Here is a 14,032-nt window from a genome sequence, read left to right on the forward strand (position 1 = left end):
CGTTCACGGTGACATGGGCAGCAGCTTGGGCGCGCGAGGCATCGCGGCCGGAGCCGCTCCTTCGGATAGCCATAGGTTCAATACTGTTGTTATATTTATGAAACACTATTTCACAACAAATGAGGTGCCGCAATGACCGAAGCAACCGCTCGCCAGAGCACCATGAGTCAGGGAGAGTGGGAAGTCCGCAAGGACCTGGCCGCCGCCTACCGGCTGGTGGCCCTGTACGGCTGGGAGGACCTGGTGTTCACCCACCTGTCCGCCCGCGTGCCCGGCCCGGAGCATCACTTTCTGATCAACCCCTACGGCTGGCTGTTCGACGAGATCACCGCCTCTTCCCTGGTGAAGGTGGACCAGGATGGCGAGATCGTGGAAGGCGGCGCCACCAACCGGGTCAACCCGGCCGGCTTCACCATCCACAGCGCCGTGCACATGGCCCGCGAGGAAGCCGGCGCGGTGCTGCACCTGCATGCCCCGGACGGAGTGGCGGTGAGTGCCCACAAGGACGGCCTGCTGCCGCTCAGCCAGACCGCCATGCTGTGTCTACAGCACATCGCCTTCCACGACTATGAAGGCGTGGCCCTGAACCTGGATGAGCGCGAGCGGCTGACCCGGGATCTGGGCGACAAGAACATGATGCTGCTGCGCAACCACGGCACCCTGAGCGTGGGCCGCGACGTGGGCGAGGCCTTCACCTACATGTACTTCCTGATGAAGGCCGCGGAGATCCAGGTGCGCACGCTCAACCAGGGCGAGCCCTACCTGCCTTCCCAGGCGGCCATCGACACCACCGCCGAACAGTCCCAGCAGCTGGGCATGGCCAGCAAGCTCACCTGGCCGGCGCTGCTGCGCAAGCTGGAGCGCATGGGCAGCGACTACGCCAGTTGATCGCCCGCCCGCGACCAGACACTGTCGGCACCGCCTTGCCGTACCCGGCGGGCGGTGCGGCGGGCCGCCAGCACCAGCAGCCCGGCGGCCAGTAACGCGCTGACTTCCACGCTCAGCAGCCCCGGCCGGGGATACACCCAGGGCGGCAGCGACGGCGCCAGCCAGGCCACCAGACCGGTGAGCGGGATCGCCAGGGTGGCGAGAGCGCTGAGCCACAGCAATTCCACCGCGGCCCGCGCCGGGCCGCGCCAGAATGCCCAGGCTACGCTGCCCAGGAAGACCGCGTAGTACACCGCCGGGTACCAGGCGTTGGCGTCCGCCGCCAGACCCTGGACCCATTTGCCCGCCACCATGGCCGCGGACACCCCGGCCACGCAGCCCCAACACACCCCCACGGTGGCCGCCGCCATGGCCCGGGTGGCACGCCGCTGCCTGACCGGCGCCCCGCCGCGCCGCTGTTTGCGGCGGCGGCTTTCCACCCACAGCAGGTTGCCGCTGTAGAACAGGAAGGCGCCGCCCAGCCCCATCAGCACATAGCTCCAGCGGATCACCGGCCCGCCAAAGTTGCCGAAGTGCAGGGCGAAGAACGCCGTGACAATGTCGATCCAGGTGTCCTCGTGGCCGGGCAGATAGTCCAGGCTGGTGATTTCGCCGCTGTAGGGATCCATGCCGGCGAAGCCCCGGGTGGCCCCCCGTAGCATGTGCCCCTCGCTTTTGCCACCCACGCGCAGGGCGGCCCGGGGACCCAGCGGGTCGCTGTAGACCAGCTCCCGGGGCTCGAACCCGGGCTCGACGTCGCGCAGCGTGGCCAGCAGGGTGGCCGGCGCCACCAGCTGGTCGGCGCCCCGGGGCGCGCCCTCCGGCGCCGGCGCGGGGCGCTCGAACAGCGGGCGGTCGCCATAGACCGCCTGCCCCAGGGCGGTGTAGATCTGGTCGTGGAAGGCGAATACGATCACCGTCAGGCCGATCATCAGGTGAAACGGCAGGCTGGTGATCCCCACCACGTTGTGGGCGTCCAGCCAGAAACGCTTGAGGTTGCGCCCGCGCCGCAGGGCCAGGAAGTCCTTGATCAGCGTGGGCAACAACACCACCAGCCCGGACACCAGCGCCAGCACATACAGCACGCACACCACGCCCATGGCGTAAACGCCCCAGTAATGATGGCCCCGCCCGGGGATGCCGCCGGTCTGGTGGAGCAGATCGATAAGCTCCGCCATGGCGGAGGGCGAGCTCTCCACGGTGACCAGATCGCCGCTGGCGTCCAGGGTGGTGCCCCGCGCCACGCCGCCACCGTGATCGTCACCGCCTTCCCGCCAGACCAGCGGCGCCGGCGTATTTTCCTCGGGGCGCAGGTGCAGGGTGAAGCCCCGGGCCGAGCCGGGGTGGGCCTCCAGGGTGGCGGCGATCAGCGCCGGCCACTGGCCGGCTCCGGGCCAGTCCGCCGGCGCCACCTTTTGCTGTTGCGGCGGCGTGGCCCAACGTTCCAGGGGATCCTTGAACATGGTGAGGGCACCGGCGTAGAAGCCGATGAACAGCATCATGCCGGCGATCAGGCCGGTCCAGGTGTGCAGGGTCTTGTAAACGCGGATCACGTCGCTGCGCATGATCAGCCCCCCGCCAGGCCGGCGCGGGCCGCCAGCAGAAGACCGAAGGCGGCCAGATTGGCGGCGCCCAGCCACAGCCAGGCGTGCACGCCGCTGGGGAACAGATAAACCAGGGAGAAGGTGATCATCCAGGGCACCGGCACCATCCACATGACCAGCTGCACCTTGTTGACGGCGTCAATGCCGCCGGGGCCCAGCCAGGCGAACAGACCGCTCAAGGCAATGCCCAGGGTAAAGCCCAACAGCCCGCCGGCCAGGGTCTTGCTCCACCAATCCGGCCGGATCGGGGTGTACTTGGGTTTCGCCATCAATGATCCCCGCGACGCAGCAGGGACAACAGGGGCAGCAGGCCGAGCAGCAGCATCAACACGGTCAGCGCGGCGAAGAAACCCGCCTTGGGGTCCAGGGCCCGCATCCAGGCGGGCCAGGATAGCAGCACCAGCACCGCCGCCCAGGGCAGCCAGCCCCGGCTCAACGGCTGGCGCAGCCAGCCCTGGTTGGGCGACGCCAGATACAGCAAGGCGGCCCCGACAATGCTCAGTATCAGACTGACGGCGATGGCCATGGTGTTCTCCTCTCCGCTTACCAACGGTATTTGACGCTGGCGGTGACAGTGCGGGCCGAGCCAAAGGAACAGCCGTACTGGGTGCAGGTGGTGAGGTATTCCTCGTCCTTCAGATTGCGGCCGGTGAGCGCCAGGCTCAGGCCACGGGCGCCGAAGCGGCTCAGGTCGTACCGCAGGGAGGCATCGTAAAGGGTATAGCTGTCCAGGCGGTACTGATTCTCCGCGTCACCGTACAAATCGCTGACGTAACGGGCGCCGGCGCTCAGCCCGAGCCCCGCCAGGGGACCCTGGCGCCACTGATAGTCGAGCCACAGGCTGGCCATGTTTTCCGGGGCCAGGGGCTTGTCGTTGCCCTCCTGCTCGCCATCGGTGACCTCGGTGTCCAGGCGGGTATAGCTGGCGGTGACGCTGAGCCCGCTTTCGTGCCACATCTTGGCCTCCAGCTCCGCGCCCCGGGTGCGGGTCTCGCCGGTTTGCCGCTGGCAGGGCCCGGTGTCGAGGCAGGCCGCGTCGGCCGGCGGGTTGGCGTCCAACACCACCAGGTTGGTCTGGTATAGATCGAACAGCGACAGGGTAACCAGGCTGTTGCTGCGCGGCGGCTGGAACTTCACCCCCATTTCGTATTGCTTGCCCTCGGAGGGCTCGAACGGGGAGCCGCTGGAATCATCGCCGCTGAGCGGCTCGAAGGAGGTGGCGTAACTGGCGTAGGGGGCCAGGCCGTTATCGAACAGGTAGGTGGCGCCGGCGCGCCAGGTGAGCGCGTGGTCGTCGGCGGAATCCGCGTCGTCCAGGGCGTCCACCTCGAAGTAATCCTGGCGGGCGCCCAGGGTGAACCGCCATTGGTTCAGGGCGATCAGGTCCTGCAGGTAGACGCCGGTCTGGCGCTCGACCCGGTCTTGATCGATCTGTACCGCCAGGCTCTCCTCGAACCCGGCGGCGCCACCGTAGACGGGATTGAAGACATCGATGTCGGGAATATTGGCGGTCACCATGTAACGGGTGGCCTGCCAGTGGCTGCGCAGATAGTCCACGCCCATCACCATGTCATGGCTCAGGCCGCCGGTGCGGAAACGGGCCTTGAACTGGTTGTCCGCCTGGATGCTGCGCAGGTCGCCCTCGCCTTTCACGCCACGGCGGGGGAAGGTCCGGTTATCCCCGTTGAGGCCGCCGTTGTCGACGGTGAGGCGCGGGTTGGAGACCACCGTTCGGAACAGGGTGTCCACGTAGCTGTATTTCAGGTTCTGGCGGAACGACCAGACGTCGTTGAAATAGTGGTTGAGGTCGTAGCCCACGGCCCACTGTTCGCGGTCATAGGTGTTCCAGTCCGGTTCGCCGAGAAAGGTGTCCCGGTCGATGTACCCGTAGGGCGTGGGGTACAACAGCCCCTGCACCGGCAGGAACTGATAGGTGGAGCCGCCTTCGTCCTTCTGGTAATAGCTCAGGAAGGTGATGTCGGTGTCCCCGGACACGAACCAGGTGGCGCTGGGCGCCAGATAGAGCCGGCTCAGTTCGGTCTCGTCCACCTGGGCATCGCCGTCGTTGTAGGAACCCACCAGGCGGCCCAGCACCTGGCCGTCACCGGTCAAATCGCCGCCCAGATCGAAGGCGCCTTCATATTGATCAAAACTGCCCGCCTCCAGGACCACCTCGTTGCGGTGATCGTAGGCCGGCCGCTTGGCCACCATGTTGACCAGCCCACCGGGAGCCACCTGCCCGTACAGCACGGCGGCGGGACCTTTCATGACCTCCACCCGCTCCAGCCCGTAGGCGTCCACCTGGGTGGTGGTCCACTGGCCGCCCCGGGGCATGCGCAGGCCGTCCAGGTACATGTTGTTGCTCCAGCTGCCGGCGTCGAAACCACGAATGCGGATGTCGTCCACGCGGCTGTCGATGCCATCCAGTTCCGTGCTCACGCCGGCGGCGTAATTGAGCGCGTCCATCACCGTGTCGGAACCGCGGTCGTCCATTTCCTGGCGGGTCACCACGGAGATCGATTGCGGCACTTCCAGCAGCGCCGCGTCGGTTTTCGTGGCAGTGGCCGAATGGGTGGCCAGATAGCCCTTGCTGGCCGCGCCCCAGGCGTATTCCGTCACCGGCGACTGGTCGGCCACCTGCACCTCTTCCAGGCGATGCACGTCCTCGGCGCCGCGCTCCACCACCACGCCGTCGCCGGTAAACCGCCAGACAAGACCGCTGCCCGCCAACAGGGTGGCCAGCGCCTGATCCAGGCTGAGCGTGCCATTGACCGCGTTGGCGGTGATCGCCGGCAAATCACCGGCATGGCGGATGGGCACGCCGGTTTGCTGGGAGAGATTGGCCAGGGCCCGGGTCAGGTCCTGGGCGGGCACCGCCACCCGCACCCGCTGCGGGCGATGGCTGGCACGGGGGGTATCGGTGACCTGGGCCAGCGCCGGCGGCGCCAGGGCGCCCAGGGAAACCGCGAAACACCCCATCAACACGCCCGCGCTGGGCGCCATGCCAATCCGCATGTGCATCGGCCATCACCTCTTTCAATTATTAATGAGAATTATTATCAATAATAGTCTCATTAACGAGGATCAGGCAATCACCTCTTCATCACGGCGTGAACCGGTGCGCGGAGCGCGCGGTTCAGGCGCGCATGCGCAGGGCCGCCAGCATGGTCTCCAGGCGCGGCACTGCGACGCCGTGCTTCTCGGCGATGGCCACCACGTTGCCGAGGATGGCGTCCAGCTCGATGGGCCGGCCGTTCAGATAATCCAGGGCCATGCTGTTCTTGTAGGCCGGCATCTTGCGGGTGCCCTCGATGTTCTTGTCCACCAGCTGCGGCGGCAGCGGGTGGCCGTCCGCCTGGGCGGCGGCCATCACCTCCTCCATCAGCTCGCGCACCAGCTTCTCGCCGCCGGGGGTGTCCAGCATGGTCAGGGTGTCGGCGCCGTTGGCGAGCACCGAGAGCGGATTGAAGGGCGTGTTCCAGACGCACTTGAGCCAGCGCTCGCGGACCACGTCCTCGGCCAGCTTGATGTCGATGCCACCGGCCACGAACAGGTCGCGCAGCGCTTCGCAATGGGCATCCAGGCCGGACGGAAAGCGGCCCATGACCAGGCGGCCGTAGGCGTTGTGCTTGATGCGCCCGGGTGCCACCCGGCTCACGGCGACGAACGCCAGACAGCTGATGATGGGGTTGTCCGGATAGGCGTCCGCCAGCTCCCGCTCGATGTCCAGGCCGTTCTGGATCAGCACGATGCGGGTGCCCTCGCCCACCCAGGGTTTGACCAGGGCGGCGCGGTCGCTGCCGGGCAGCACCTTGGTGGCGAGGATCAGGTAGTCCGGCGCCGCGTCCGGGCGGTCGCCGTCCTTGTACAGCCGGTCCGGGGTCCAGGAAATATCCCCCAGGGGGCTTTCGAACTGGAAGCCGTGTTCCTTGACGGCGTCGTACTCGGAGCGCACCACGGCGCTCACCGTGCAGCCGGCGCGCTTGAGGATGGCGCCGTAGAAGCTGCCAATGGCGCCGGCGCCGATGATCAGGGCATGGGGTTGGGAATCGGTCATCAGGATTTCTCCGCGTGCATTCGTTGCTCGCCCCGGCGCAGCGCGCGCAGGGGCCAGAAACCAAGAACGAAAACGATCAGTAACATCAGGTAGGCGTCATCGAAGCCCACCTCGAAAGCATGGGGGTGGCCGGCCTCGGGATAAGCCTGCCAGTAGCGGTCGGAAAAGAATTGTACGCACACGGCGCACAGGTTCACGCCCAGGGCACCGCCGGTCTGGCGGCCGAAGTTGATGATGCCGGCGCCCTGGGGAATCAGCGCCGGCGGCAACATCGCCAGGCTGCCGGTGGTCACCGGCGGCATCATCAGCCCCATGGCCAGCCGCGCCAGCACCGCCCAGGTGATCAGCCAGGCACCGGCGGTGGCGCCGTCGGCGCCGCGCATCATCACCATGCTGGTGATGAAGAACAGCAGCCCCGCGGCCACCAGGCCGGTGATCGGCATGCGGTCGGTCAAGTAGCCGACGAACGGAAAAATAAAGGCCATGGACAAGCCGGCGGGCATCAGCATCAAACCGGCGGCGGAGGCGCTGAACCCGGACACCTGCTGGAAGTACAGCGGGAACATGTAGGTGGAAGCGAACACCCCGGCGCCGATTGCCATGGACAGCAGAAAGCCGCCGCCGAACCCGGGCGTCTGGAACACGCGCAGGTCGAACAGCGGGTGGCGGGCGCACCGCTGCCAGAGCACGAACGCCACCAGCAACAGCGGCCCGCCGATCAAGGCGGCGAGCAGCCACGGCTCCAGCCAGCCGCGACGCAGGCCGGAGGCCAGCGCCCACAGGGTGGCGGTGAGCCCGAGGCTGAGCAGCCCGAGGCCGGCCCAGTCCAGAGGCGGCGCCTGCTCTTCGCGGTGGTCGGGCAGAAAGGCGCGGGCCAGGAGCATGGCCACGGCGCAGGCGGGCAGCACCACGAAGAAGGTGGCGCGCCAGGACCAGGCGTCCACCAGCACCCCGCCCAGGGCCGGCGCGATGGCCGGGCCCAGGATCACGCCCATGCCATAGATGCCCATGGCCTGGCCGCGCTTGTGCAGCGGGAACACCTGGAAGATGGTGATCATGGCCAGCGGCTGGATCAGGCCGGCCATGACCCCTTGCAGCACCCGCGCCAGCACCAGCACCACGAAGCTGTCGGCGAACCCGCCCAGCAGCGAGGCGGCGATGAACACCCCCAGGGCGATCAGATAGGCGCCCCGGGAACCGAAACGGGCCACCGCCCAGGCATTGAGCAGCATGCCCACGGTCATCGCCGCCAAAAAGCCGGTGGCGAGCCAGTGGACCTGATCCTGCTCCAGGCGGTACTGGGCCATGATCGACGGCACCGCCACATTGATGATGGTGGAGGCCAGCACCACGGACAGGGTGCCGAGCATCACCGTGACGGTGGCGAACCATCGATAGCGGGTGCCGTGGCGCTCGAACAGACGCGCCACGGCCGGATTGTCGGACATGGAGGACCCTTACTTCAGGGTCGGGTCTTCACCGACGCGGACCAGCAGCTTGCCCCGGTTCTTGCCCTGCAGCAGGCCCTGGAACGCACTGACGGCGTTTTCCAGACCGTCCACCACGTCTTCCTGGTAATGCACCTTGCCGTCGCGGATCCAGGCGCTCATGTCGCGCTGGAAGTCCGGGCCACGGTGGGCGTAGTCGAACTGGATAAAGCCCTTGATCAGCAGACGCTTGACCAGCACCTTGCCCATGAAGCCGGGCAGGCGATCCGGGCCCTGGGGCATTTCCGTGTCGTTGTAGTGGGCGATGCGGCCACACACCGGAATGCGGGCGAAGTCGTTGACCAGCTCCATCACCGCGTCGAAGGTGTCGCCGCCCACGTTCTCGAAGTAGACGTCGATGCCGTCCGGGCAGGCTTTCTTGAGCTGGTCACGGAAGTCCGCGTCCTTGTAATTGACGCAGGCGTCGAAGCCGTAGGCGTCGACCACGTGCTTGCACTTGTCCTCGGCGCCGGCCACGCCGACCACGCGACAACCCTGGATCTTGGCGATCTGGCCGACCACCTGGCCCACCGCGCCGGCGGCGGCGGACACCACCACGGTTTCGCCTTTTTGCGGCTTGCCGATTTCATCCAGGCCCACGTAGGCGGTGAAGCCGGGCATGCCGAGCACGCCCACGGCGGTGCTGATCGGTGCCTGGGCCGGGTCCAGCTTGCGCATCATTTTCGGGCTGTTGACGGAGTATTCCTGCCAGCCGCCCGGGCACAGCACATAGTCGCCCTGCTTGAAGTCGCCGCTGCGCGATTCCACCACCTGGCCCACGGTGGCGCCCTCCATGACGGCGCCCTCCTCCACGCTGGCGGCGTAGGACTTGGCGGCGCTCATGCGGCCGCGCATGTAGGGGTCCAGGGACAGATAGATGGTGCGCACCAGCACCTGGCCCTCGCCCACCTCGGGGACACTGCCTTCCTGGAGTTTCAGGTTTTCATCACCGGGCATGCCGGTGGGACGTTTGGCGAGAATGATCTGACGATTAGCGGACATGGTGTGCGTTCTCCCGAATGCTAAATTGTTATTCGCGCTCAGCGGTTATAAGAAACCGAAGATGCTGAGTTAACAGTGAACAGTTAACAGTGAACAGCGAACCCCGACGGGCGCTCAGGCGTATCCGAGAGGGGGGGTCGCTATTAACTGTTCACTGTTAACTATTAACTAAAAAGGGCGGCCCGAAGGCCGCCCTTTTTTCATGCTGCGTGGTCGTCCACGTCGATCAGCGTTTCCAGGATACCCAGGTGGTATTCCCGGTCGCCGAACCAGTGGTCGATCATCACGATGCGCTTGGCGTAATGGGAGACCGGGGTCTCTTCCATCATGCCCATGCCACCGAACAGCTGGATCGCTTCCTCGGCCACCTTGCGGCCGGATTTGCCGACCTGGGCCTTGGCCGCGGAGATGCGCTTCTTGCGCAGGTCCGCCGGGGCGTCCAGGCTGCAGGCCGCCAGCATGGTGATGGAACGCACTTTTTCCAGCTCCATGCGCATTTCCACCATGCGGTGCTGCAGGGCCTGGAATTTGCCGATCGGCACGCCGAACTGCTGGCGTTCCTTGATGTATTCCAGGGTCTGGTCGCAGGCCACTTCCATGGCGCCGGCGGCTTCCGCGCACAGGGTGATCAGGCCCAGATCCAGGGTCGCTTCCAGGGCGTCGATGGCCTTGCCTTCCTCGCCCAGCAGGGCGTCACCGCCCACCTTGACGTTGCTCAGGGTGATCTCGGCGGCGTGCAGACCGTCGATGGTGGCGTAGCCCTTGCGGGTCACGCCATCGGCGTTGGCGTCGACGATAAAGGCGCTGAGGCCGTCACGGGCGTCGGCGTCGCCGCCGGTGCGGGCGATCACCACCAGCTGGTCGGCGCTGTCACCGTGCAGGACCACGGCTTTCTCGCCGCTGATCACATAGCCGTCGCCGTCTTTCTTGGCGCTGGTCTCGACCACGGTGTGGTCGTAGCGGCCACGGGGCTCGTAGGCGGCCAGGGCGAAGCGGGTCTCGCCGCCGATGATGGCGGCCAGCCACTGCTCTTTCTGGGCGTCGTCGCCGAGCTTGTCGATCAGCACGCCGGAGAGCACCACGGTGGCCAGGTAGGGTTCCACCACCAGGCCGCGGCCGAAGCCCTCGGCCACCACCATCAGCTCCGGGCCGCCGCCGTTGAAGCCGCCGGCTTCCTCGGAGAAGGGCACGCCCAGCAGGCCGAGCTCGGCGAACTGGTTCCACATGTCGGTGCTGAAGCCCTGCTCGGACTCCAGGATCTTGTTGCGCGCGTCGAAGGTATAGGTGTCACGGACCAGACGACCCACGGTCTCTTCGAGCATGCGTTGCTCGTCGCTCAGTTTGAAATCCATGTTCGCGTCTCCTAGAACCTGATCGGCATTAGTTCATCTTTGCGCTGCTGCCCGAAAACGTGGCAGACAAGGCGCGTGGTGCAGCCCTTGGTGGCGCCAAGGGCAAAGCGCGCAACGCGGGCTGCCGCGTTTTCGGGCGCAGCCCGAAGGGACGGGCCAGTTTCCACGCAGCGCGGCGTCATTCGTCGTTCATTTGGCATAACCAAACGTCTCTCCTCATTCCTAGCTCTGCGCGGAAACTGGCTCCGTCGCAAAGCTGAAATAATGTCGATCAGGTTCAAAGTCCGAGAATCATCTTGGAGATGATGTTCTTCTGAATTTCGTTGGAGCCCCCGAAGATGGAGAGCTTGCGGAAATTGAAGTAGCGGCTGGCCACGGAGGCGGCGAATTCCGGCCCCACGTAGGGGCCTTCGAAATCGCCCTCCAGCTCCTCGGGGAGGAACGGCAGCGCATGGGGACCAGCGGCGCGGCGGAACAGATCGGTGATCTCCTGGCGCAGCTCGGTGCCCATGATCTTCAGGAAGGAGCTTTCCGCCCCGGGCACGCCGCCGGCCTCCGCGGCCGCCACGGTGCGCAGGTTGGTCATCTCCAGGGACATCAGCTCCATTTCCACGTCCGCCAGGCGGGCGCGGAAGTGCGGTTCCTCGATCAGCGGCTTGCCGTTGACCTGCTGCTCCCGGGCCACCTGCTTGAGGTGCGCCAGGGCCGCCTTGGAGGAGCCCACGCCGGCGATGCCGGTGCGCTCGAAGGTGAGCAGGTACTTGGCGCAGGTCCAGCCCTTGTTCTCCTCGCCGACCAGGTTTTCCACCGGCACCTTGACGTTGTCGAAGAACACTTCGTTCACTTCGTGCTCGCCGTCCAGGGTAATCAGCGGGCGCACCGTGATGCCCTCGCTTTTCTCCATGTCGATGAGCAGGAAGGAAATGCCTTCCTGTTTCTTGGCGTCCGGGTCGGTGCGCACCAGGCAGAAAATCATGTTGGCGTGCTGGCCCAGGGTGGTCCAGGTCTTCTGACCGTTGACGATGTAGTGATCGCCTTCGCGCACCGCGCGGGTCTTCAGGCTGGCCAGGTCGGAGCCGGCGCCCGGCTCGGAGTAGCCCTGGCACCACCAGTCATCGCTGCGCAGGATGCGCGGCAGGTAATAATCCTTCTGCTCCTGGGTGCCGAACTTGATGATCACCGGGGCGACCATGTTGACGCCGAACGGCAGCACGGTGGGGGCGCCCGCTTCGGCGCACTCTTCCTCGAAGATGTGCTTCTGGATCGGGCTCCAGCCGGTGCCGCCGTGTTCCTTCGGCCAGTGCAGGGCCAGCCAGCCCTGCTCGTTGAGAATTTTCTGCCAGCGCACGGTGTCTTCCTTGCCCAGGCGCTTGTGTTCTTTCACCTTGCGGGAGATGTCCGCCGGCAGCTTGTCGTTCAGGAAGGCGCGGACCTCGTCGCGGAACGCGCTCTCTTCCGGGGTGTAATTAATGTCCATAACGTCCTCTCAGTGCCGGGCTCAGCCGTAAAAGCCTTTGCCCTCATTGGCCAGCTTCTCGAGCAGCGCCGCCGGCTTCCATACGTCGTTGCCGGTTTCCTTGTGGAACTGGCTCACTTTGTCATAAATGGTCTTGACGCCCACGGAGTCGGCCCAGAACAGCACGCCGCCCCGGTAAACCGGGAAGCCGTAGCCGTAAATCCAGATCACGTCCACGTCCAGGGGGCGGGCGGCGATGCCCTCCTCCAGGATCTTGGCGCCTTCGTTGACCATCACGTACATGCAGCGCTCCAGGATTTCCTGATCGCTGACTTCACGGGCCTGGATACCCTGCTCCTCGCGGAATTTGGCGATCAGGGCGTCAACCTCGGATGAAGGCACGGGGGTACGGTCGCCTTCCTTGTAGTCGAACACGCCGGCCTGGGTTTTTTGACCCAGACGGCCCTGCTCCACCAGCTCGTCGGTCCAGTTACGCGGCGGTGCGTTGTCGGGATCTTCCTTACGCAGCTCCTCGCGAATGCGGTAGCCCACGTCCATGCCGGCCAGGTCGGACATGGCGAACGGGCCCATGGGGAAGCCAAGGTCGAACAGCACCTTGTCCACCTGGGCGGGGCTGGCGCCCTCGTTGACCAGTTGGATGGCTTCCGCCTGACGTTTGTGCAGCATGCGGTTGCCGACGAAACCGTGGCACACGCCCACCAACACGCCCACCTTGCCGATGCGGCGGCTCAGGTCCATGACGGTGGCGACCACGTCGTCGGCGGTCTTCTCGCCGCGCACGTTCTCCAGCAGTTTCATCACGTTGGCCGGGCTGAAGAAGTGCATGCCCATCACGTCCTCGGGACGCTGGGTGAATTCGGCGATGCGGTTCACGTCCAGGGTGGAGGTGTTGGTGGCGAGGATGGCACCGGGCTTGCACACCCGGTCCAGCTCGGAGAACACGGCTTTCTTGACATCCATGTTCTCGAATACGGCCTCGATCACCAGATCCACGTCGGACAGATCGTCGTAGCTCAGGGTGGGCTGGATCAACGCCATGCGATCCTCCACCTGCTGGGCGGTGATGCGGCCCTTCTTGGCGGTGTTCTCGTAGTTCTTGCGAATCACCGCGATGCCTTTCTCCAGGGCGTCTTCCTTCACCTCCAGGATCTTCACCGGGATGCCGGCGTTGGCGAAGTTCATGGCGATGCCGCCGCCCATGGTGCCGGCGCCGATCACCGCCACCTGGTTGATGTCACGCTTGGGGGTGTCCTTGGGCAGACCGGGCACCTTGGCCACTTCCCGCTCGGCGAAGAACACATGGCGCTGGGCGCGGGATTCCGGGCTCACCAGCAGCTCCGCGAACAGTTCGCGCTCGCGCTTCATGCCTTCGTCGAAGGGCAGCTCCACGGCGGCCTGCACGGCCTTGATGCAGTGGAACGGGGCCTTGAAACCGCGCTGCTTGCGGGCGATGGATTTCTCGAAGTTGGAGAACAGGTCCGGATCTTCCTTCTTGGCCTGGAGATCACGGATGCGACGCAGGGGCGCGTTGTCGGCGGCCAGCTTGCGGGCAAAGGCCAGGGCGCCTTCCAGCAGGTCGCCGCCGATCAGTTCGTCGACGATGCCCAGCTCCAGAGCGTCCTTGGCTTTCACCGGGTTGCCGGCGACGATCACTTCCAGGGCTTTCTGGGCGCCGATCAGGCGCGGCAGACGCTGGGTGCCACCGGCGCCGGGCAGAATGCCCAGTTTCACTTCCGGCAGACCGACCTTGGCGGAATCCAGGGCCACGCGGTAATCGCAGCCCAGGGCCACTTCCAGGCCACCGCCCAGAGCGGTGCCGTGGATGGCGGCGACCACCAGCTTGTCGCTGGCTTCGTATTCGGCCACCACGTCCGGCAGAGCCGGCCCCTGGGGCGGTTTGCCGAATTCACGGATGTCGGCGCCGGCCGGGAAGGTACGGCCTTCACCGATCACCACCAGGGCCTTGGCCTGGTCGTCGTCGAGCCCCTGGCGCAGACACGCCACCAGCCCCTCGCGCACGCCCTGACCCAGGGCGTTGACCGGCGGGTAATTGACACTGATGACGCCGATGTCGCCTTCCAGACGGTAGCTGACTAGGTCGCTCATGTTCTCTCCTTCAGCAAAAA

At 66.0% G+C, this 14,032-nt stretch carries 11 protein-coding genes; 1 reads left to right on the forward strand and 10 read right to left on the reverse strand.

The window, feature by feature from the left end; genetic code table 11:
* Positions 1–132 precede the first annotated feature (132 nt).
* A complete protein-coding gene (locus tag HMJ39_RS05500; RefSeq protein ID WP_161383103.1) occupies positions 133–888 on the forward strand; it encodes a class II aldolase/adducin family protein in 756 nt (251 codons plus the stop codon).
* On the opposite strand, the gene HMJ39_RS05505 is transcribed toward HMJ39_RS05500, so the two are convergent.
* From HMJ39_RS05505 to HMJ39_RS05550, 10 genes are all read right to left on the reverse strand, one after another.
* Positions 876–2,492, reverse strand: coding sequence for a PepSY-associated TM helix domain-containing protein (locus HMJ39_RS05505; RefSeq protein ID WP_194296572.1), 1,617 nt, complete (start codon positions 2,490–2,492; stop codon positions 876–878). The two genes, HMJ39_RS05500 and HMJ39_RS05505, sit on opposite strands and share 13 nt — an antisense overlap.
* A gap of 2 nt (positions 2,493–2,494) precedes the next feature.
* Complete coding sequence (locus HMJ39_RS05510; RefSeq protein ID WP_194296573.1) at positions 2,495–2,800, reverse strand: hypothetical protein; 306 nt, start codon at positions 2,798–2,800, stop codon at positions 2,495–2,497.
* Positions 2,800–3,057, reverse strand: coding sequence for a hypothetical protein (locus HMJ39_RS05515; RefSeq protein ID WP_161383106.1), 258 nt, complete (start codon positions 3,055–3,057; stop codon positions 2,800–2,802). The genes HMJ39_RS05510 and HMJ39_RS05515 overlap by 1 nt, the downstream gene beginning before the upstream one ends.
* 17 nt (positions 3,058–3,074) lie before the next feature.
* Positions 3,075–5,552, reverse strand: coding sequence for a TonB-dependent siderophore receptor (locus HMJ39_RS05520; RefSeq protein WP_194296574.1), 2,478 nt, complete (start codon positions 5,550–5,552; stop codon positions 3,075–3,077).
* Positions 5,553–5,667: 115 nt separating this feature from the next.
* Complete coding sequence (locus HMJ39_RS05525; RefSeq protein WP_194296575.1) at positions 5,668–6,588, reverse strand: ketopantoate reductase family protein; 921 nt, start codon at positions 6,586–6,588, stop codon at positions 5,668–5,670.
* Entirely contained in the window at positions 6,588–8,036 is a 1,449-nt protein-coding gene (locus HMJ39_RS05530; protein WP_194296576.1) for a DHA2 family efflux MFS transporter permease subunit, read from the reverse strand. The genes HMJ39_RS05525 and HMJ39_RS05530 overlap by 1 nt, the downstream gene beginning before the upstream one ends.
* A gap of 9 nt (positions 8,037–8,045) precedes the next feature.
* Entirely contained in the window at positions 8,046–9,077 is a 1,032-nt protein-coding gene (locus tag HMJ39_RS05535) for an NADP-dependent oxidoreductase (protein ID WP_161383110.1), read from the reverse strand.
* A 200-nt stretch (positions 9,078–9,277) separates the two neighbouring features.
* A complete protein-coding gene (locus HMJ39_RS05540) occupies positions 9,278–10,429 on the reverse strand; it encodes an acyl-CoA dehydrogenase family protein (RefSeq protein ID WP_194296577.1) in 1,152 nt (383 codons plus the stop codon).
* A gap of 277 nt (positions 10,430–10,706) precedes the next feature.
* The gene (locus HMJ39_RS05545; protein ID WP_161383112.1) at positions 10,707–11,906 is read right to left on the reverse strand and encodes an acyl-CoA dehydrogenase family protein; all 1,200 of its coding nucleotides are present in this window, start codon (positions 11,904–11,906) and stop codon (positions 10,707–10,709) included.
* A gap of 21 nt (positions 11,907–11,927) precedes the next feature.
* Entirely contained in the window at positions 11,928–14,012 is a 2,085-nt protein-coding gene (locus tag HMJ39_RS05550; RefSeq protein WP_161383113.1) for a 3-hydroxyacyl-CoA dehydrogenase NAD-binding domain-containing protein, read from the reverse strand.
* Between the last annotated feature and the right edge of the window lie 20 nt (positions 14,013–14,032).

It is taken from the genome of Alloalcanivorax profundimaris (assembly GCF_015265435.1).
Taxonomy (GTDB): domain Bacteria; phylum Pseudomonadota; class Gammaproteobacteria; order Pseudomonadales; family Alcanivoracaceae; genus Alloalcanivorax; species Alloalcanivorax profundimaris.

What these genes read in the sequence shown, in the direction of transcription:
- HMJ39_RS05500 (WP_161383103.1), top strand. Translation starts at nt 133, where the DNA reads ATGACCGAAGCAACCGCTCGCCAGAGCACCATGAGTCAGGGAGAGTGG.
- HMJ39_RS05505 (WP_194296572.1), bottom strand. Translation starts at nt 2,492, where the DNA reads ATGCGCAGCGACGTGATCCGCGTTTACAAGACCCTGCACACCTGGACC.
- HMJ39_RS05510 (WP_194296573.1), bottom strand. Translation starts at nt 2,800, where the DNA reads ATGGCGAAACCCAAGTACACCCCGATCCGGCCGGATTGGTGGAGCAAG.
- HMJ39_RS05515 (WP_161383106.1), bottom strand. Translation starts at nt 3,057, where the DNA reads ATGGCCATCGCCGTCAGTCTGATACTGAGCATTGTCGGGGCCGCCTTG.
- HMJ39_RS05520 (WP_194296574.1), bottom strand. Translation starts at nt 5,552, where the DNA reads ATGCACATGCGGATTGGCATGGCGCCCAGCGCGGGCGTGTTGATGGGG.
- HMJ39_RS05525 (WP_194296575.1), bottom strand. Translation starts at nt 6,588, where the DNA reads ATGACCGATTCCCAACCCCATGCCCTGATCATCGGCGCCGGCGCCATT.
- HMJ39_RS05530 (WP_194296576.1), bottom strand. Translation starts at nt 8,036, where the DNA reads ATGTCCGACAATCCGGCCGTGGCGCGTCTGTTCGAGCGCCACGGCACC.
- HMJ39_RS05535 (WP_161383110.1), bottom strand. Translation starts at nt 9,077, where the DNA reads ATGTCCGCTAATCGTCAGATCATTCTCGCCAAACGTCCCACCGGCATG.
- HMJ39_RS05540 (WP_194296577.1), bottom strand. Translation starts at nt 10,429, where the DNA reads ATGGATTTCAAACTGAGCGACGAGCAACGCATGCTCGAAGAGACCGTG.
- HMJ39_RS05545 (WP_161383112.1), bottom strand. Translation starts at nt 11,906, where the DNA reads ATGGACATTAATTACACCCCGGAAGAGAGCGCGTTCCGCGACGAGGTC.
- HMJ39_RS05550 (WP_161383113.1), bottom strand. Translation starts at nt 14,012, where the DNA reads ATGAGCGACCTAGTCAGCTACCGTCTGGAAGGCGACATCGGCGTCATC.